Source organism: Ruegeria sp. CL3, assembly GCF_056536505.1.
Genome location: NZ_JBQFPT010000007.1, coordinates 143770 through 163693 on the forward strand (window position 1 = coordinate 143770; position 19924 = coordinate 163693).

A 19924-nucleotide genomic window follows, 5' to 3' on the forward strand; every position below is an offset into this window, starting at 1 on the left:
CTGAGTGTCCCTTTCGGGAACAGGGGCCTGCTGGCGGAGACGCTGGCAGGCCTTTTTCATTGGTATAGTTTTCATGCTGCGCGGTTGGTTAATCCGCGCAGCAAACCTTGCGAGACCGCCTCAACCGTGACAGTCCTGCTGTAACCAACTGGCAAACCGCCATTTTGACGATTGGACCTCAAGCTTGCGTGGAAACCATCTCCTCGATCACGCGATTCTTCTGTCGGGCGTTGCCTTGATGTGCGGGCCGGTCTGCCTGCTGCTTTGGCAGTTGCTCACGGCCCTTGATCTGCCCGAGCTTTGGGCCTTGGTTCAGCGGGTCTGGCGTGGTGGCCTCAGCAGCGCTGGCATTGGGGCAGGGGCGATGATGTGGAATTCGCTGGTACTGGCCCTTGGCGTTGCCATCTTGAAAAGCGTGATGTCGATGATGGCCGCCTATGCGCTGGTGTTCTTTCGACTGCCCTGCAGCGGGTTGATCTACGGCGTGATTCTGATCGCGATGTTCTTTCCGATCGAGACCCGAATCCTGCCGACCTTCGCCGTTGCCAGTGATCTTGGGCTGCTCAATTCCTACGCGGGGATGATCCTGCCGATCACGGCCAGCGGGCTGGGCGTGCTGGTGTTCCGCCAATACATGCGCCAGATCCCTAGTGAGGTGATGGAGGCTGCCCAGATGGACGGCGCCGGACCGCTGCGTGTGCTGGTTGACATCATTATCCCACTGTCTCTACCGATGATCGCGGCTGTGTTTGCGATCCTGTTTGTGCTGGGATGGAACCAGTATGTCTGGCCGATCATGATCACCACCACCAGTCAGGACCATGACACTTTGGTGCGCGGCATGGCCTATTCGGGCTTTGGTGGAACGGCGGGTATGGTTCTGGCGCTTTTGGCGCTGGTGCCACCGGCTATTGTGGTGATTGGGCTGCAGCGATGGTTGATGCGGGGTCTGACCGCAGGCATCCACTAGGGCCGGAATCTGCTCGAACATGAAGCGCAGGTGAAAACTTGCCGATACGTCAAGTTTCGGTATGAGACGGGATTGTACCCGGTCCGCAAGTTCTTAAGTAAATAGCGCGGAGGGAGAGAACCGCACCCATTTGGAAGCACAAGCAAACACCGCGCCAGAACGCTCTGGCCGCGAAGCAAAGAACTTGTGCCCGATACATGAGGGATGGCCATGGAAACCACTACGGGAGAGCATAATGGCTGCACTTGAACAGGGAACCTGGGTTGTTATTGCGGATGGGGAAAAGGCACTGTTCGTCGAGAACATCACCGATGCCGAAGACCCCAATCTGGTTGTTGTTTCGGTTGAGGAGCAAGAGGCCCAAGACCGCCCCACCGACAGGGCTGGGCGACGGTCTGATCCGGGGCCGAACCAGAAATCGGCGGTTGAGGAACCGGACTGGAAATCCCATGCAAAATCGCTGTTCGTGCAGGACCTTGCCAATCTTCTGAACCGCAAAGGGCTGAAAGGCAAATTCAGCAGGCTTGTTCTGGTGGCCAGCCCGCATGTTCTGGGCCTGCTGCGGCGCAGGCTACATAGCGAGGTGCTGGCCAAAGTCGTGGCCGAGGTGGATAAAACCCTGACCAACCATCCGCTTCACAAGGTCGAACAGGTGCTGAAACAGCGCCTTCGCCCTGCGCCACGTCTGGCTTGAATGAAAACGGGCGGCCTCGGCCGCCCACATATCTGCCTAGCGCAAAGCGGCGATGGCCGCGTCGGCATCCTCGACCCAGGTCACGAAACTTGACAGGGATTGGTCGGCAAAGCCCTGTTCGATCACCTGTTCCAGAAGGGCGCGGAGCTTGTCCCAGTAGCCCCCCACATTCACCACCACAATCGGCTTGTCATGCAGGCCCAACTGTCGCCATGTCAGGGCCTCGAACAGCTCGTCCAGTGATCCCGGCCCTCCGGGCAGCACCACGACGGCATCGGCATTCATGATCATGACTTTCTTGCGCTCGTGCATCGTTTCGGTGATCACGTAATGCGTCAGATCGCTTTTGCCGACCTCGCGCTGGACCAGATGCACTGGGATAACGCCGAAGGTCTCTCCCCCGGCAGATTGCGTGGCGCGCGCGACTTCCCCCATCAGGCCCACATCTCCGGCCCCGTAGACCAGTCGCCAGCCTTCCTGCGCCAGCGCTGCTCCCAACTGCTTGGCGGCGTCAGAATAGGCGGGATTGGTGCCATTGCGTGACCCGCAATACACACAGACGGATTTCTGGGACATGACAGGGGCGCTCCGGGCTTGTTTCAGACGTTTTGACCCCTGATAGCGAGATTGATAGGTTGGCTCAACTGTCCGCCGGAACACGAGTCACTCACATCAGTTTCGCGGCGGAATGAAAGGGAAAGAATGAACGGCACATCGGGAAGCGGAAGCTCAGGTAGCTTCATCTGGGGGCTGCTTGTCGGCCTTGTGGCAATTCTTGCGGCCGGTGGTCTGTATTTGTCGGGTGTGTTTTCAAGCAGCCCCGAACCCGTACAGGAACAGGTTGAGGTTGCAGAGGAGTCTCCTGCACCTGAAGTTGTATCCGAGGAAGAGGCCCCGCAGGACCCCGCACCCGCGCCAGAGGAAGCTACCGCCGAAGCTGAGGCTGAGGAACCCGCCGCAGAAGACCCTGAAGCCCAGCCCGAAGAGGTCGCGGTTGAGGCCGCTCCCACGACACCTCCGGCGTTGGACCAGATATTCGTGTCGCCAGACGGCAGCGCGTTACTGTCGGGCGAGGCAGAGCCGGGCAGTGAGGTTGACGTGGTGCTGAACGGTGAGGTTGTGCATCAGTTTTCTGTCGATGAAACGGGCGAGTTCGCCGAATTCGTTGCGGTCCCGTTCAGCGATGATCCGCGCGGCCTTGTTCTGCAGTCGACCGATGGGGATGAAACCGTTCGATCTGACGACTATCTGATCGCAGCCCTGCCAGAACCCGCCCCCGAGGAGCCAGCGCCAACGGTTGAGGAAACGTCCTCGGAACCGGAAGTTGCTGAAGATCCCGAGCCTGAGGCGGAAGATACGACTGTGGCAAATGTTGAGCCCGATCAGTCGACGGAAACCGCAGACGCTGGTCCGGAAGCTGAGGACGCCGGCACGGAAACTCCAGACGCGGGTACGGAAGCCGAGAACACCAGTACAGAAATTGCAGATACCGGTTCCGAAACCCAGAACACTGGTGCGGATACAGAAGAGGCCGTTACTGAGGCTGAATCGACCTCGGAAGAAGCAACCGAAACCCCTGCTGAAAGCCAACAGGTTGCCATCCTGCGTTCAGGCGAGGATGGGGTAGAGTTGGTGCAATCCCCGTCCGAAGAGAACTCCGCGCCCCAGCAGGTTGAGCTGGACACAATCGGCTATTCAGACACCGGCGATGTGCAACTGACTGGCCGTCTTAAAGAAGGGTCGGCTGTACGGATATACCTCAACAACCGTCTGGTGGCGGATGTGACCCCGCAACAGAATGGAAACTGGCGAGGTGACCTCGAGGGGATCGACCCCGGCGTTTACACCCTGCGAGTGGACGAGGTGCATTCCGACGGCACAGTCCTCAGCCGGGTTGAAACCCCTTTCAAACGTGAGCCCGTCGAGGTGTTGCAGGCGGCAGAGGCGCAGACCTCGGAACAACCGCAGGAAACCCCTGCACCGATACGGTCGGTCACGGTTCAGGCGGGCGACACCCTGTGGGCCATCTCGCGTGAGCGTTTCGGAGACGGCGTGTTGTATGTCCGCCTGTTCGACGCTAACCGCGAACTGATCCGCGACCCGGACCTGATTTTCCCGGGGCAGGTGTTCACCATTCCTGAATAAGCTCAGGCTCTGGCTTTTCTCGGGCCGGGGTCCATATTGCACTTCACACTAGGCAGGTAATGCGACGTATGCCCCCCATGACATCGGACGAATTGGCCGGAATTGACGAACGCCGTTCTGGCTGGCGGACGATCCGCAAGGTTGCGCCTTATATGTGGCCTGATGATGAGCCATGGGTGAAGCGTCGCGTTGTGATTGCCATGGCGATGCTGGTGTTGGCCAAGCTGATCGCCGTCTATACGCCGATCCTTTACAAGGGCGCAGTGGACGGTCTGGCGGGCGAGGGCGTGCCCCCGCTGGCCCTTGGCGCTGTTGGGTTGACTGTGGCCTATGGTGTCGCCCGGATGATGACCGTGGGCTTTCAACAATTGCGCGATGCAGCCTTTGCCCCCGTTGGCCAACGGGCCTTACGTGCGCTCGCGTTAGAGACTTTTCAGCATATCCACCAACTGTCCATGCGCTATCACGTTGGACGCCGGACCGGTGGCCTAAGCCGGATCATTGAGCGTGGGGTCAAGGGCGTCGAGTTCCTTCTTCGGTTCCTGCTGTTTTCCATCGGGCCGCTGATTCTGGAGCTGCTGCTTGTCGCGATCATTCTGATGTGGTTGTTCGATGTCTGGTATCTGGTCGTCGTGGCCGTCACCATTGCGCTCTATATCTGGTTCACCTTTGCCGTCACCGAATGGCGCGTGAAGCTTCGGCGCGAGATGAACGATCAGGATACCGAGGCGAACCAACGCGCCATCGACAGCCTGCTGAATTTCGAAACCGTCAAGTATTTCAACGCCGAACAGCGTGAAGCGAACCGCTATGACGTGTCGATGAAAGCCTATGCAGGGGCGGCCTTGAAAACCGCTTATTCGCTGGCCTTCCTGAATTTCGGGCAGTCCTTCCTGATCACCTGCGGCCTAATCGGGGTGATGGTCCTGGCGGCAATCGGGGTCCAGAACGGCACGCTCACCGTTGGTGATTTCGTCATGGTGAATGCCTACATGATTCAGATCACCGTGCCGCTGAACTTCCTGGGCACCGTGTATCGCGAGATCCGGCAGGCGCTGGTCGATATGGGTCAGATGTTCGACCTGCTGGAGCAGCCCGCCGAAGTGAAAGACAAGCCGGACGCCCCGGACCTGAAGGTCAATGGAGGCGAGGTGACCCTCCAGGATGTGCGCTTCGGCTATGACCCGGAGCGCGAGATCCTCAAAGGGGTGTCGCTGTCGGTGCCTGCTGGACAGACCGTTGCGATTGTGGGCGCGACGGGGTCCGGGAAATCCACCATCGGGCGCTTGTTGTTCCGGTTCTACGACGTGACTGGCGGGGCGTTGAAAATTGATGGTCAGGACGTACGGGATGTGCGTCAGACCAGTCTGCATGCGGCCATTGGCGTTGTGCCGCAGGACACGGTGCTGTTCAACGACACCATCCGCTACAACATTGCCTATGGCCGTGACGGCGCAACGCAGGACGATGTGGAAGAGGCCGCGCGCGCAGCACAAATCCATGATTTCATCGCCTCTCTGCCCGAAGGATATGACACCAAGGTGGGTGAGCGTGGGCTCAAGCTGTCAGGCGGAGAAAAGCAGCGTGTGGGCATCGCTCGGACGCTGCTCAAGAACCCGCCCATTCTGCTGCTGGATGAGGCAACCTCGGCCCTCGACACCGATACTGAGCAGGAGATCAAGGATGCTCTTGCCCGTGCGGGCGAAGGGCGGACCGTGATCACCATCGCGCACCGCCTGAGCACGATTGCCGAGGCCGACCAGATTGTGGTTCTGGAAAGCGGTGAGATCATCGAGCAGGGCACTCATGATGCGCTATTGGCGCGCGAAGGTCGTTATGCTCAATTGTGGAGCCGCCAGCAGGCCGACACACAGGCTGCCTGAGATTTTCTGTTTGACGCGACTCGTCTGCTGGTTGAAACCCCAACCAGCGCAGTATCGCGTCAGGTTTGGTTTTGCCATCGAACAAGAAAGAGCAAAGAATGAAGAAAATTGTCACATCCATGACACTCGGTTTGACACTCGCGGCATCTGCCGCATCAGCCGAAGATCTGGAATTTCTGCTGGTCAATGAAACCAGCGCGGATCTGGTCGAATTCAATGTCTCCCCGGCGTCATCCGGCAGTTGGGAAGGGAACCTTTTGCAGGGGGGATACCTCGCACCAGACTATGAGATCGATGTGTTGATCGCGGATGGGCTTGTGACCTGCGTCTACGACATTCGCGGCGTGTTCGATGACGGCAGCGCGGTTGAGGATTTCGACCTCGACCTGTGTGACTTGGGCGAATACGCGTTCTCGGAATAGATAAACGTTTGAAAAAACGAAAAATGGCGGGCCATCGGCTCGCCATTTTTTTTGTTTATTCAGCTGCTTTTAGCGGTGACCCGGGCGGGATGGTCGGGTGATCCTCTTCCGTCCCTGTAGCCTGCTCGGGCCGAGGCGCAGGCTGTTCGTCCCAGACGATCTCGGTCGCTTGAGCGGCCCGAGCGCTTTGCCCGATAGCCATGTCCTTCGCGATCTGGCTGGACCGGCCTGCTGTGACCCTCGCCAGAAGTTTGCCCAGCCAGATGGCATAGGTTGTCACCCAGACCCGCAGGGCCAGCATCGATGGCGTCACGATCAGGGTCAGCACGGTGGCGATGCCGAGGCCAAAGACCACGGCGGTGGCCAGCTGTTTCCACCATAGTGCAGTGGGGCTGTCGATCGTGTAGCCGCCATTGATGAAGTCCAGCGACAGACCAAACATCATCGGCGTCAGACCGGCCATTGTGGTCAGCGTTGTCAGCAGAACGGGGCGAATCCGAGCCTCAGCCGTGCGCACGATCGCGTCGATCCGCGGCATGTAGCGGCTGTACTCCTGATAGGTGTCGATCAGAACGATGTTGTTGTTCACAACAATCCCTGCCAGAGCGACGATGCCGGTACCGGTCATGATGATCGAGAAGGGTTGCTCCATCACCAGCATCCCGATCAGAACACCGGTTGTGGACAGTACAACCGCAAGCAAAACCAGAACCGAGTTGTAGAAGCTGTTGAACTGCGCCAGCAGGATTACGAACATCAGCCCGAGGGCCGCCAGAAACGCGCTGGACAGGAAGGCCTGGCTTTCGGCCTGTTCCTCTTGATCACCGGTCCATTCCCACGTGATCGAAGGGTCGAATGGGTTAGTGTTCAGCCATCCGGTCAGGACGGCGATACGTTCGTTGGGATTGATCGGCGCGATGCTTGCCTCACCATTTTCGACGGCGGTGCGCAGCTCCTCGATCGTCTCGGCCTCGGTCAGTTGCACCAGATCGTACTGCTTGCCATTGGGCGCTGTGATCGCAGCTGAGGACGGCTCAGCCCCATCCGCAACCGCGCGCAGAACGGCCAATCGCTTTTCGCCACCGTCTGGTCCAGCGACCACTGCTTTACTCAGGCCAGCTTCGACATCGGCTTTGACGTCATAATAGCGTTCCTGATCAACACGGTTGATTTCGGCCAGTTTGGCGACCGGCTGACGGGTGACAAAGTTGGACAGGGGTACGAGGCCGTCCGCCGTGCGTACCTTCAACGTGTCCAGCGTTGATAGGACGCGATCTTCTTCGGGCAGGCGGACGCGGATCTCGATCTCTTCATCCGTGGTGTCGGGACGCATTTCGCCCAGAAGGATACCGCGCGTGACCAGCTGCACCATGGCCCCGACAGTGGCCACATCCGCGCCAAATCGGCCTGCTTTGGCGACGTCAACGTCGATCTGCCAGTCGATGCCGGGTAGGGGCAGGGTGTCTTCTATCTTGATCAGGCCGGGGGTCGTGTCGAAAACCTCTCGGGCGGCGACGGTAGCAGCAGTCAGCGGCTCCCACCCGTCGCCCTTGATCCGCAGATGCACGGGCTTGGCCGAGGCGGGGCCTTGTTCCAGCGCCAGAATCTCAACCTCGAAACCGGGCAGCTCGGCCAGTTGGGTGTTCAGTTCTTCCAGAACATAGTCACCATCATATTCGGGGGCGATGAAATGCCGGTCGAACAGCCCGCCCAGAATGGGCTCCGAGACGTTGGGGCGGTCTTCCCATGGGATGATTTCGAACTGGACGCGTCCAACCGTGTCTGCCGGGTCTTGCGCGCCGCCATTGTTCTGTGTCAGCCCACCTTCGCCCGCAAACGAGAAGACGTTGATCACGGCCGGGTGCGCGGCAATCACCTGTTCGGCGGCCAGCACCATGGCGTCTTTTTCCATCAACGAAAGGTTGCCCCGCGCGCGAACGTAAGCGGTAGCCTGTTCCGGTTCGCTTTCGACGAAAAACTCAACGCCCCGGTTGTTTTCGCCGAACACCGAAATCACCGTCATCACAGCCATGATAACGGCAGCGATCGAGACAATCGGCATCACCGGATTGCCCACGAGGAACTTGATGACATAGCCGAAGGGCGTGTGTTCCTTGGCCGTGTGAACCTTGGTATCGGGTTTGCGCTCGATCCGTGCCGCGCCTAGCGTGACCGATCCGGCGAAAGCTCCAAGGATCATCAACACGGCCCCGAGGAGAGAGCCGCCGCCCTCGACTAGATAGGAGGGGTTCAGCACCTGCATCGCGCCCAGGAAAACCAGATAGAAGGAAGGGGGTACCATTACGGCGCGTAGCCACCATGGCGTGCGGCCGCGCAACCAGTCAGAGGCGCGGTCGAAGATGCGGCTCAACCGGCCCGAGACACCACCCATTACAGGCAGGTAGATCAGCGCCACAATCAGCGACGCGGAGAGAACAAAGATCAGCGTGACCGGCAGCATGCCCATGAACTCACCCGGAATACCGGGCCAGAACAGCATCGGCAAGAAGGCACAGAGTGTTGTCGCCGTGGAGGAGACGATGGGCCAGAACATGCGCTGCGCCGCCTCGACATAGGCATGCATCGGGCCGACGCCCTCTTTGATGCGCTTGTCGGCATACTCGACCACAACGATCGCGCCATCCACCAGCATACCGACGGCAAGGATCAGACCGAACATCACGATGTTCGAAATGCTGACCCCCATGACCGCAAGAAACGCAAAGCACAGTAGGAACGAGGTCGGAATCGCAAAACCCACCAACAGCGCTGCCCGAGACCCAAGCGAGGCAAGGACGACGATCATCACCAGTGCGATCGCCGTCAGGACCGAGCCCTCCAACTGGCTGACCATGGATCCAACGATCCGGCTTTGGTCGTTCGAGGTGCCCACGTCCACCGCAGCCTGCAATTCGGCGGGCCATTTGGTTTGCGCTTCGGCGATTGTCGCTTTGACCTGCTCGACCGTGTCGATCAGGTTGAAGCCTTTGCGCTTGACCACCTGCAAAGCAACGGTCGGCACATTGTCGAACCGGGCCGTGCCCTCGCGGTCCTCAAAGGTGTAGTTGATTTCGGCCAGTTCACCCAGCGTGACGACGCGGTCTCCGTTGACCTTCACAGGCAGGCCGTACACGTCCTGCGCGGTTTTGAAGGACGAGGGGATTTTGACCGAAAAGGCCCCTTGCGCGCTGTCCACTTCGCCTGCCGCAATCAACTGGTTGTTGTTCTGCACAACCGTGATCAGTTCATTGGCGGTAACGTTATAGGCCTCAAGCCGCAGCGGATCGATGATGACCTCAAGCAGTTCATCCCGGTTTCCCGCGATCCCGGCCTCTAGCACGGAATCAAGTGCCTCAATGTCGTCCTGCAAGTCCTTGGCGATACGCGCCATCGTGCGCTCTGGCACCGCTCCGGTCAGGTTGACGATGACGATGGGGAATTCGGAGAAGTTCAGCTCGCTCAGCGAATATTGCTCGGCGCCGTCCGGGAACTCGGCCTGCGCGCTGTTCATCGCGTCGCGGACATCGGCGGTGATCGCGGTCTTGTCCCAGCCGAATTCGAACTCAAGGAACAGGCCTGCATAGCCTTCGGCGGCAGTGGCGGTCATCTCTTTGAGACCGTCCAAGTCTGCCAGCTCGGTCTCCATCGGTTTGACCAGCAGGTTTTCGGAATCCTCGGCGGAGATGCCGGGGAAAACGACCGATACGAACAGGGCAGGGACCTCGATATCCGGCTCGCCCTCTTTCGGCAGGTTGACATAGGCGAACCCGCCGATGACCAGCGAGATCAGGATGAAGGCCAGAACCATGCGGGCCCGGTCAGCGGCCCAGCTGACGATACCCGTCATTGTGTGACCTCCTGATAGGTCGGGTTCACGGTGACGCCTTTGACGACGAACTCCTGCCCGACCACAATGATGTCCGTGGTTTCAGGCAGACCGTCGATCCAAACGCCCTCTGCCGTATCGCGCAACACGCGGACCGGCATGAAATCGACCACATCGCCCGCGCCGACGGTGCGCACGCCCAACTGCCCTTCATTGCTGAGGGTCAGGGCCGATTGCGGCAGCAGATGCGCCTTGGCCCCCTCGGCAGAAATACGGATCGTCGCTGTCTGGCCGTCGCGAATGGTCAGGTCTTCGTTCGGTACCGTGATCTCGACCTCAAAGGTGCGGGTCGTCTCATCTGCCGAGCGGCTGAGGAAGGTCACGCGGCCTTCGACCTGACGACCGGTGACCAACTGAGCCGAAGCCAGCGCCCCGACCTGAACGCGGTTAACTTCGGTCTCGGGCACGAATCCAACAAGCTTGATCGGGTCCAGCTGGATGATCGTGGCGCAGAGCGTCCCAGGCTGCATTAAGCTGCCCAATTCGGCGGTGTCGCTTTCCAGCAGGCCTTGAAACGGGGCCTCAATCGTCAGCCGATCCATTTCACGTTGGGCGGCTTCAACCTCGGCCGCAGCGGATTCGATTCCAGCGCGGGTTGCTTCCAGCCCGGCTTCAGCCGATTTGATGCCTGCCTCGGCGCTGCTCATCGCGGCCTCGGAGGAGACGCGGCGGGTTTCCGAACCAAAGCCCGTCTCGGACAGTTTGCGGGCCGCTTTCAGGTTGATATCGGCCTCGGCCACCAAAGCATGTGCTTCTTCCAGACGCGCCTCGGCCTCGGGGATGCGGCTTTCGGCCTCAAGCTTGCCTGCCTTCGCTTCAGCTAGGCTGGCGGGGCGGGTGCCGGGATCGAGCTCACACAGCAGATCGCCCGCCTCAACAAAAGCACCGCGGCGCATAGGTTCTGAGATTACGGTCGAGGTCGTCTCGGCCAGCACTTCGACTTGACGGTTGGCTTTTGTTTGGCCGCGCAGCAGGACGGCGCTGTCAATCTCGCGCGCGACCGAGCGCAGGGCAACTACGCGCACAGCATTTTCATTGGCCGGCGAAACCACGGCCTCTTCGGTCTCAGACGTAGTGCTTTCCTCGACGTCACCCCGGCCAGCAAAGGCGAAAAGCGCATCACGCTCAAAAACAAGGAAATACAGCGCGACAATCACCAAAGCGGCATTGATGAATGAAATCAGACGCATAATGCTGGTCTCCTTAAAAAATTCGCCGGCTTAGACCGGGTTAGTATAGTGAAAGATGGGCGTCGGCTTGTGTATTTTCTACGCTAAACTGATTAGTTCGGTTTATTTTTTTTCGCAAGGGCGCATGCAGTCAGCGGAATTGTGCAAAATCCGACCCTTGGCTTGGCCGTGGTGCCGGGGTATGACATGGCCCACCAAGACAGGATACACAGCCCGGGGGCAGGTATGAGCGATACCGACAGTTTCATTGATGAGGTCACGGAAGAGGTGCGCCGCGACCGGCTGTATCTGCTTTTGCGGCGTTGGGGCTGGGTCGGTGTTGTTGCCGTCGTGCTGATCGTCGGTGGGGCTGCATTCAACGAATACCGCAAGGCGCAGGACACGTCGCAGGCTCAGAAGTTGGGCGATGACATTCTGGCCGCGCTGGCGGAAAACGATACTGCCGCGCGTGTCGCTGGGTTGGAGCAGGTGCACGTTCTGACACCGGGTGGTGAGGCTGTGCGCAACATGCTTCTGTCCGCCTCACAGCTCGATGCTGATTCCCGGCAGGACGCGGTCGACAGTCTGAATGCCGTGGCCGTTCAGGGCGATCTGCCCGAGATTTACCGCGCCATTGCCAGCTTCAAGGCACTGCTGCTTCAATCCGACACAATGCCCGCTGCAGATCGTCGACAACAGTTCGAGGCTTTGGCCGCACCCGGCGCCCCGCTGCGCCTTCTGGCGCAAGAGCAACTGGCGCTGATCGACATCGCCGAGGGTGATACAGATGCCGCGTTAGAGCGGTTGCAGGCGTTGCGTCAGGACGCAGAGGTCAGCGTGGATCTGCAGCAACGCGCGGCGCAATTGATTGTTGCACTGGGTGCTGAGCCCGAGCCATTGGTCGCTCAGCAGGGCTGATCGGGCGGAACACAGGTTAATGACAGGCGAGTTCGGATTAAAATGGTAACAAGACTTTTCTCTCGCGTGGGACTGCCGATTGCGGCACTGGCCCTGACCGCTCTGGCCGCTTGTGAAGAACCCGAACAGATTTTGCCGGGCGTGCGCGAGGATATCCGACCTGCCTCAGACCTTGAAACGGTTGCCAAAAGCGGCTCGCAGCCAATTAGTCTTCCATCGCAGAGCGCAAATGCAAGCTGGCCGCAAAGCCCCGGAACGCCCGCCTTCCGGACGTCAAATGCTTCGCTGCGTGCGACACCTCAACGTATTTGGTCGGCCTCAATCGGGGATGGCGATTCCCGCAAACAACGGATTACAGCCGACCCGGTTGTTGCGGGGGGGCTGGTCTACACGCTTGACTCTGGGGCGACGGTTTCGGCGGTGACACCGCAGGGACAGGTCGCCTGGAGCACCAATCTGATTCCAGCAACCGACGGAGACGCGGATGCCACGGGCGGTGGTATGGCCTATTCCGGCGGCGTTCTCTATGTCTCCTCGGGTTTTGGCCGTCTAACAGCGCTGGATGCCAAGACAGGCGCGATCCGTTGGCAGAAACGCCTGAACGCTACCGGCAGTGGCGCGCCTTTGGTGAGTAACGGACTGCTGTATCTCGTCGCTGGGGATGAGACCGGTTGGACCGTCGACACAAAGGATGGCCGCATCCAATGGCAGATTGAGGGTACCCCTAGCGTCGGCAACGTTCTGGGCGCACCTGCGCCAGTTGTGACCTCGGACCTAGCTGTCTTTGCCTTTGGTTCGGGTGATATCGCCGCAACATTCAAGCGGGGCGGGATCAGCCGTTGGAATGCCTCGGTGGCGGGGGGACGCCGTGGACGCGCGACTGCGCGGATCGTCGACGTGACAGGTAGCCCAATGGTAGTGGGCGACACCATCTTCATCGGTAACCACTCTGGCCGTACCGTTGCGTTTGACGCGGGAACAGGTGAGCGCCGCTGGACTGCAGATGAAGGCGCGGTTGATACTGTCTGGCCCGCTGGCAACAGCATCTTCCTGATCAGCGACCGCAGCCAGCTGGTGCGTTTGAACAGCGCTGACGGTTCGGTGATCTGGGCGCAAGACCTGCCGGGCTTTGTCAAAGACAAGCCTAACCGTCGCGGTCCAATCGTGGCCCACTATGGCCCGATCCTGGCCGGAGGTCGCATTGTGATCGCGTCGAATGACGGGTTCCTGCGGTTCTTCAACCCGGTGAACGGGGCGCTTGTGCATCAGGTCGAAGTCCCCGGTGGCGCGACCACCGCACCTGTCGTCGCCGGACAAACACTGTATGTCGTGTCGACCAAAGGTGATCTACACGCTTTCCGTTGACCAAAAGATGCGCTAAAGGGCGCGTCTGAGTCTTGAAAGTTGAGTATCATGTCGCTGACCCTCGCCATCGTGGGCCGCCCGAACGTGGGCAAATCCACATTGTTCAACCGCCTCGTGGGCAAACGTCTGGCCTTGGTCGACGACCAGCCCGGCGTGACGCGCGACCTGCGCGAAGGTGAAGGACGGCTGGGCGATCTGCGGTTCACCGTGATCGACACGGCAGGTCTTGAGGACGCGACCGACGACAGCCTTCAGGGCCGCATGCGCCGCCTGACCGAGCGCGCGGTCGATATGGCAGATGTCTGCCTCTTCATGATCGACGCGCGTACCGGTCTGACGCCAACCGATGAGATGTTCGCCGAGATCCTGCGCAAACGCTCCAAACACGTGATCTTGGCGGCCAACAAAGCTGAAGGGTCGGCTGCCGATGCTGGTGTTCTGGAGGCTTATAACCTTGGCCTCGGCGAACCTGTCCGCCTTTCCGGCGAACATGGCGAGGGGATGACCGACCTTTACGCCCAGCTGATGCCTCTGGCAGATGCGGCTGAAGAAGAGGCCGAAGACGATACCCCAGTGGTTGACATCGAGCTGGATGAGGATGGAGAGGGCGAAACCCCTCTGATCACCGCAGCGAAGCCTCTGCAGGTCGCCGTTGTCGGCCGACCGAACGCAGGCAAATCCACCCTGATCAACAAGATCATGGGCGAGGACCGCCTTCTGACCGGTCCTGAGGCCGGGATTACCCGTGACGCGATCAGCCTTCGGGTCGATTGGGCCGATCCGGATGGCGAAAGCACGCCGATGCGGATTTTCGACACTGCGGGCATGCGCAAAAAGGCGAAAGTTCAAGAGAAGCTCGAAAAGCTCTCGGTCTCGGACGGTCTGCGTGCTGTGAAATTCGCCGAAGTGGTTGTTGTCCTGCTGGATGCGGCCATTCCGTTCGAGCAACAAGACCTGCGCATCGCCGATCTGGCCGAGCGGGAAGGCCGTGCGGTCGTGGTTGCCGTCAATAAATGGGACGTTGAGGAAAACAAGCAGGAGAAGCTGCGAGACCTCAAAGAATCCTTCGACCGGCTTCTGCCGCAACTGCGAGGCGCGCCGCTGATCACCGTTTCGGCGAAAACGGGCCGGGGTTTGGAACGTCTGCGCGCCGCCATCTTGCGTGCCCATGACATCTGGAACCGCCGCGTGCCCACAGCCGCGCTGAACCGCTGGCTGACCGCCATGCTCGAGCAGCACCCGCCGCCAGCCCCGCAAGGCCGCCGCATCAAGCTGCGCTACATGACCCAGGCAAAAACGCGCCCGCCGGGCTTTGTCGTGATGTGCTCGCATCCCGACAAGATGCCGGCCAGCTATACTCGCTATCTGGTCAACGGCTTGCGAGAGGATTTTGACATGCCCGGTACGCCGATCCGTCTGACGCTGCGCGGGCAAGGTGACAAGAACCCTTACAAAGGACGGCGCAAGAAAAACGCCGGTGCCTTGGCCAAACACCTCAAGGGACGCGCGTAACTGCGCCAATTTTCAGCATTTTCAGTGCAAGGGCGTGACAGCGCTCTTTCTGCACGCTAGCATTCAGGAGCGTGCATTTGTTTCCTGTGCGCGGCCCGTCCTGCGGCGGGTCTGAATTCCTTTTGCTTCTCATTTAACCGGGCCATCGTGGGAGAGGGCTTGATGAATCTAAGAGACTACACGCGGCAATACGCGGTTCAGGACAACAGGCTTGCAGCCCTGAGCTATTTCGGAACCTTCGCCGTCTATTTTGCCTCGCTGGCCCTGGCGATCGTGAATGTGGACCATTGGTATGTCATGGTTCCAGCTGGGATTGTTTTTGCGTTTTCCGCTGTGCGACTTTACGTGCTGCAACATGACTGCGGCCATCATTCCCTGTTCGAAACGCGCCAGCAGAATGAATGGGCAGGGCACGGGTTGTCGCCTTTCACCTTTGCCCCTTTTGAGGTGATGAAGCAGAACCACAATCTGCACCATGCGGGGATCGGCAACCTCGAGCATCGGGAGACCGGTGAAATCCACACAATGACCCTGCGGGAATGGAACGAGGCGGACTGGCTCAAACGTCTTGTCTATCGCCTGTACCGCAACCCGTTCATTCTCGTGCCTGTGGGCGCTCTGTTCACCTATTTCATACGCTACCGTTGGCCCAAAAACACTGTACGGTTTGGCGTGAAGGGCGTTGTTCTGCACAACCTCTCGATCGCCGTTTTTCTCGGGCTGCTCTACCTGATCGCCGGGACGACCGGTATTCTGGTCTGGCTTGTGTTTTCCTTGCTGGGTGGGATGCTGGGCGTATTCCTCGTCTACCTACAGCACAATTTCGAGGACACATATTGGGATCGTCGCCCGGAGCTAGACCCGCAAATCGCGGCTCTTCAGGGCTCGTCAGCACTGGATTTCGGGTGGTGGTTCGATAACGCGGTGGCTTGCATCACCTTGCACGACATTCACCATTTCAACGCCCGTATCCCGTCCTACCGGTTGCGTGAGTGCCACTACAACCTGCCGCCCGAATACACCCCGCGTCGGATCAAGTTCCCCGAAGCCGTGGCCGCGTTGAACCTGAAACTGTGGGACGAAGACGCCAAGCGACTGGTGCCTTTTCCGAAAAAAGGGCAGACTGCTGACTTGGCCCATGGATCGTCATAGGCGCAGCTCCGCTTGAAGAGCGTATATCCTGTGTATATACAGGTGACCAGGGAGACAGAGAAAGGACCCAGAATGACCGCATTGACCGAGATAAAAGGCGTTGGCGATAAGCTCGCCAAAGGTTTGGCCGATAACGGTCTCAAGACCGCCGAAGCCGTTGCGAAAGCGAAACCGGAAGATCTGGTCAAGGTCCCCCGCGTCGGTGTGGCGCGCGCAGCGGTCCTGATTGCCGCCGCAAAAGAGGCGACCGCTGCGAAACCGGCGGCTGCCAAACCAGCCCCGCGTCGCGCAGCCGCCCGGAAACCTGCTGCCCGCAAACCCGCTACGCGTAAACCGGCGGCCCGACGCCCCGCTGCGCGCAAGACAGTTGTCGCCGCCGCTGCCGAGAAACGCGTCGCCGAAGCCGCGCGCAAAGCGGCCGAGGAAAAAGCTGCTGCAGAAGCCGCAGAGGCGAAGGCCAAGAAGAAAGCCAAGGCAAAAGCCAAGGCTGAGAAAGCTGCGAAAAAGCGGGCCGAGATGGAGGCTGCGTTCTCCAAGGCCAAGGACAAGGTGAAGGCCAAGTCCAAGAAGGGAAAGAAATCCAAGAAGGACGACAAGTCCAAAAAGTCCGACAAAAAGAAAGACTCTGGCAAAAAGGATGCCAAGAAGTCGGACAAAAAATCTGACAAGAAGAAGGATAATAAAAAGGCGAAGAAGTAACCCTTCCTCGCCCTTTCAAGTGTTTCGAACCGGCACCGCGCAACGCGGATGCCGGTTTTCTTATGCCAGCGTACCGTCCAGCTGCAGCGACAGCTTGCCGCCCAGATAGGGGCTAAGAACGTCTGGCAGGGTGACAGTGCCGTCTGCGTTCTGACCGTTTTCTAGCACGGCGATCAGGCAACGCCCAACCGCCAGTCCCGAGCCATTCAGCGTGTGGACATATTCCGGCTTGCCACCACCTTCGGGCCTGAAACGCGCATTCATGCGGCGGGCCTGAAAATCGCCACAGGTTGAGACCGAGCTGATCTCGCGATAGGTGTCCTGACCGGGAAGCCATGCCTCGATATCAAAGGTACGGCGGGCGCCAAAGCCCATATCTCCGGTACACAGGATCACGGTGCGGTAAGGCACGCCAAGCTTTTCCAGAATGCCCTCGGCGCAGCGCACCATGCGTTTTTGCTCGTCATCCGAGGTCTCGGGATGGGTGATCGAGACCATCTCGACCTTTTCGAACTGGTGCTGACGAAGCATCCCGCGGGTGTCTTTGCCCGCCGAACCGGCCTCGGACCGGAAGCAGAGCGAATGCGCGGTATAACGGCGAGGCAGGTAGCTTTCCTCGATCATCGTGTCGTTGACGATGTTGGTCAGAGAAACCTCGGAGGTCGGGATCAACCACCAGCCTTCGCGGGTTTGATAGCTGTCCTCGCCGAATTTCGGCAGCTGGCCGGTGCCCTGCATCATCTCGGACAGAACCAGAACCGGGCCGTTGACTTCGGTCAGGCCGTTTTCGTTGATATGCGTGTCCAGCATGAACTGCGCCAGCGCACGGTGGATACGCGCGACACCGCCCGACAACAGCACAAAGCGCGAGCCAGAGAGTTTTGCAGCGGTTTCGAAATCCATGCCGTTTTGAACGGCCTCAATCTCAAAATGCTCTTTCGGCGCGAAATCCAGTTCGCGCGGGGTGCCCCAACGGCTCACCTCGACATTGTCGTTCTCGTCGGCGCCCTCTGGTACATCGTCGGCGGGTAGGTTGGCAATACGGATCAGTTGGTCTGTCAGCAGAGCGTCCAGATCCTTGGCCTCGGTCTGCATCCGGGCGATTTCGGCCTTCTTTTCAGCTACTAGCGCGCGCAGACGCTCAAATTCGGCTTCATCACCGCGGGCTTTGGCCGCGCCGACCTCTTTACTGGCCTTGTTCTGTTCGGCCTGCGCCGTTTCAGCAGCCAAAATCTTGGCGCGGCGGCTCTCGTCCAGCCGCAGCAGGTCTGACGACACCGGCGCGTCCCCACGGCGCGCGAGAGCGGCGTCGAAAGCGGCTGGGTTTTCGCGAATGGCGCGGATGTCGTGCATAGTTCAGATCCTTGAATGCAGTGAATCACTGCGACTGCTTATGCACCATATATCTCGGAGGGTGTAGCGCTGGTTAACCAAACTGCGCCTAACTGTCCGGCTCCTCATCGTGATGAGCCAGATGTCCGTCCCATTCCCCGGTCGGAATCTTTGGTTCGGGCGGATCAGCGATATAGGAGGGGGTCATGATCTGCACGTTATTCTCGTTGAATACGGCCACTATGTTGCGATGCAGATCTGACCGGATCTTGGGAATAATGCTGCCTCGGGTCGTGTATCCGTTGATCTGGTAGTTGATCGCGTAGTCGGCCAGCGCGGTCCACAGGACAAAGGGTTCAGGCTTGGACTTGATCCCTTTGGTGCGATTGGCGGCCTCGATCAGCATTGCCTCGATCTTTTCGGGGGGCTCTTCATAGCCGATGCCAACGGTTGTGTGCAGCAACAGCCCGCTGCCATCCGTTTTCTTCGAGAAATTCACCACGTCCGAATTCATCAGCTGCGCGTTGGGGATTGAGATCAGCTCGTTCTTGATGGATTTCAGATGGGTTTCCATCAGCTTGATCTGCACCACGTCGCCAATGTGATCCCCAATCTGAATACGGTCCCCGATCGAGGTCGAGCGGCGATAGATCACGAAGAGACCGGCCAGCATGTTAGACACGACCGAGTTCGCGCCCAACGACAGCATTGCGCCGACCAGAATGGTCAGGCCCTGAAATGCCGCCGAATCCGAACCTGGAATGTAGGGCACGGCAAAGACCAGCGCGATCAGTATCACGACCACTCGGGCAATGTTGAAGGTCGGGTTAACCCAATGCTTCTCAAAATCGCCCATATCGAACGATCCCGCTTCGACCGCGTCGAAGAAGACCCGCATGCCCTTGATAATATACAAAGTTACCCAGGCGATCAGGCCAAGCATGATCATGTTTGGGATATAGCTCAGGATGCCTTTGAAGATCAGGAGGACCGGCTCGGTCAGATAGGTCAGCAGCAATTGCGCGAAGTACCGGGTTTCGGCAAAGGCCAGCAGGACGAAAGACAGGTAGTAGTAGAAACCCAGGAAGAAAATCACCAAAAGGACGAAATTCAGACCGTAACGCACTAAGGCTGCAATGGCCTCGGCTTGAACGCTCTTGGCCGTGGCGGTTTCCACGTCCTTCAGGTAGCGCTTCACGAATCTCAGTGTCCGCCGCCGGATTCTGCGGTGCAGCCAAAAGATGACAACCACAAAGACAATGAAGCCCAAGGTCCAAGCCGCGGCTTCAATAGCGCCTGAAACCCGCGCCTGTTCAGTTCGGTTCAAACGGTAGGCCTCGATAGCCTGTTTGATTGCATTGCCGTGCAGAACGCTGACAACGCTGAGTTCCATCTGGTCCAATTCTGCATCGGCTTCGGTGACGATCGAAACCCGTTCACCATCAACCAGAACCCAGGTGCCGAACTCGGTTTCCTCAAAGCTGATCGTGACCTCGGACGCGTCCGACGCTTCGGCGATTTCTATGATCTTGTCTTGAACTTCTTCGGCACGCTCGGGGGCGGGTAGTGCGCTTGAGCCCCGAACCTGAAACAGAACGTCCCCGTCTATTATAACTGGGGCCATGAAAGTTTCAGATTCTGCAGCTTCTGGCACAGGCGCATCGGTCGGTGACTCTTGTGCCTCGACAGGTTGGCTTAGCCAAAGAGCTGCCGCCATTGCAGTCAGCAAATAACGTAGCAAATGGAAGGGTTTGAATTGCCGTGCCATGTGTCCCCC

Annotated in this window: 15 protein-coding genes; 10 read left to right on the forward strand and 5 right to left on the reverse strand. The window is 59.2% G+C overall.

Going from position 1 to position 19924, the window contains the following annotated elements:
- Positions 1 to 184 precede the first annotated feature (184 nt).
- Together ACR0NO_RS12325 and ACR0NO_RS12330 are read left to right on the forward strand one after the other, a co-directional pair.
- Complete coding sequence (locus ACR0NO_RS12325) at positions 185 to 970, forward strand: ABC transporter permease subunit (RefSeq protein WP_480724142.1); 786 nt, start codon at positions 185 to 187, stop codon at positions 968 to 970.
- A gap of 235 nt (positions 971 to 1205) precedes the next feature.
- On the forward strand, positions 1206 to 1664 hold the full coding sequence (locus ACR0NO_RS12330) for a host attachment family protein (protein WP_170482702.1): 459 nt from the start codon (positions 1206 to 1208) through the stop codon (positions 1662 to 1664).
- Positions 1665 to 1700: 36 nt separating this feature from the next.
- On the opposite strand, the gene ACR0NO_RS12335 is transcribed toward ACR0NO_RS12330, so the two are convergent.
- Entirely contained in the window at positions 1701 to 2240 is a 540-nt protein-coding gene (locus ACR0NO_RS12335) for a TIGR00730 family Rossman fold protein (RefSeq protein ID WP_170526780.1), read from the reverse strand.
- A 126-nt stretch (positions 2241 to 2366) separates the two neighbouring features.
- Here ACR0NO_RS12335 and ACR0NO_RS12340 point away from each other — a divergent pair, with 126 nt between their 5' ends.
- The 3 genes from ACR0NO_RS12340 to ACR0NO_RS12350 all read left to right on the forward strand — a co-directional run bounded on the left by ACR0NO_RS12340 (position 2367) and on the right by ACR0NO_RS12350 (position 6114).
- Positions 2367 to 3809, forward strand: coding sequence for a LysM peptidoglycan-binding domain-containing protein (locus ACR0NO_RS12340; RefSeq protein ID WP_480724143.1), 1443 nt, complete (start codon positions 2367 to 2369; stop codon positions 3807 to 3809).
- Between the two features lie 77 nt (positions 3810 to 3886).
- On the forward strand, positions 3887 to 5692 hold the full coding sequence (locus ACR0NO_RS12345) for an ABCB family ABC transporter ATP-binding protein/permease (protein WP_480724144.1): 1806 nt from the start codon (positions 3887 to 3889) through the stop codon (positions 5690 to 5692).
- Between the two features lie 98 nt (positions 5693 to 5790).
- Entirely contained in the window at positions 5791 to 6114 is a 324-nt protein-coding gene (locus ACR0NO_RS12350; RefSeq protein ID WP_170374086.1) for a hypothetical protein, read from the forward strand.
- A gap of 55 nt (positions 6115 to 6169) precedes the next feature.
- Here ACR0NO_RS12350 and ACR0NO_RS12355 read toward each other — a convergent pair whose 3' ends face one another.
- Together ACR0NO_RS12355 and ACR0NO_RS12360 are read right to left on the reverse strand one after the other, a co-directional pair.
- Positions 6170 to 9961: an efflux RND transporter permease subunit gene (locus ACR0NO_RS12355; RefSeq protein ID WP_480724145.1), complete on the reverse strand. Its 3792-nt coding sequence runs from the start codon at positions 9959 to 9961 to the stop codon at positions 6170 to 6172.
- Positions 9958 to 11190 (reverse strand): efflux RND transporter periplasmic adaptor subunit, encoded by a 1233-nt coding sequence (locus ACR0NO_RS12360; protein ID WP_480724146.1) that lies wholly within the window; start codon positions 11188 to 11190, stop codon positions 9958 to 9960. The genes ACR0NO_RS12355 and ACR0NO_RS12360 overlap by 4 nt, the downstream gene beginning before the upstream one ends.
- A 225-nt stretch (positions 11191 to 11415) precedes the next feature.
- Between ACR0NO_RS12360 and ACR0NO_RS12365 the strand changes: the two genes are divergently transcribed.
- From ACR0NO_RS12365 to ACR0NO_RS12385, 5 genes are all read left to right on the forward strand, one after another.
- Positions 11416 to 12087 carry a hypothetical protein gene (locus tag ACR0NO_RS12365; RefSeq protein ID WP_480724147.1) on the forward strand — a complete coding sequence of 224 codons (672 nt, stop codon included), beginning with the start codon at positions 11416 to 11418 and terminating at the stop codon, positions 12085 to 12087.
- Positions 12088 to 12129: 42 nt separating this feature from the next.
- Positions 12130 to 13452: a PQQ-like beta-propeller repeat protein gene (locus tag ACR0NO_RS12370; RefSeq protein ID WP_480724148.1), complete on the forward strand. Its 1323-nt coding sequence runs from the start codon at positions 12130 to 12132 to the stop codon at positions 13450 to 13452.
- A gap of 48 nt (positions 13453 to 13500) precedes the next feature.
- A complete protein-coding gene (der, locus tag ACR0NO_RS12375) occupies positions 13501 to 14964 on the forward strand; it encodes a ribosome biogenesis GTPase Der (protein ID WP_480724149.1) in 1464 nt (487 codons plus the stop codon).
- Positions 14965 to 15126: 162 nt separating this feature from the next.
- Positions 15127 to 16116, forward strand: a complete 990-nt coding sequence (locus ACR0NO_RS12380; RefSeq protein ID WP_480724150.1) for a fatty acid desaturase — start codon at positions 15127 to 15129, stop codon at positions 16114 to 16116.
- Positions 16117 to 16188: 72 nt separating this feature from the next.
- On the forward strand, positions 16189 to 16815 hold the full coding sequence (locus tag ACR0NO_RS12385; RefSeq protein WP_480724151.1) for a helix-hairpin-helix domain-containing protein: 627 nt from the start codon (positions 16189 to 16191) through the stop codon (positions 16813 to 16815).
- A 60-nt stretch (positions 16816 to 16875) separates the two neighbouring features.
- On the opposite strand, the gene serS is transcribed toward ACR0NO_RS12385, so the two are convergent.
- Together serS and ACR0NO_RS12395 are read right to left on the reverse strand one after the other, a co-directional pair.
- Positions 16876 to 18168 (reverse strand): serine--tRNA ligase, encoded by a 1293-nt coding sequence (gene serS / locus ACR0NO_RS12390; protein WP_480724152.1) that lies wholly within the window; start codon positions 18166 to 18168, stop codon positions 16876 to 16878.
- A gap of 88 nt (positions 18169 to 18256) precedes the next feature.
- Positions 18257 to 19771 carry a mechanosensitive ion channel family protein gene (locus tag ACR0NO_RS12395; RefSeq protein ID WP_480724153.1) on the reverse strand — a complete coding sequence of 505 codons (1515 nt, stop codon included), beginning with the start codon at positions 19769 to 19771 and terminating at the stop codon, positions 18257 to 18259.
- Positions 19772 to 19924 lie beyond the last annotated feature (153 nt).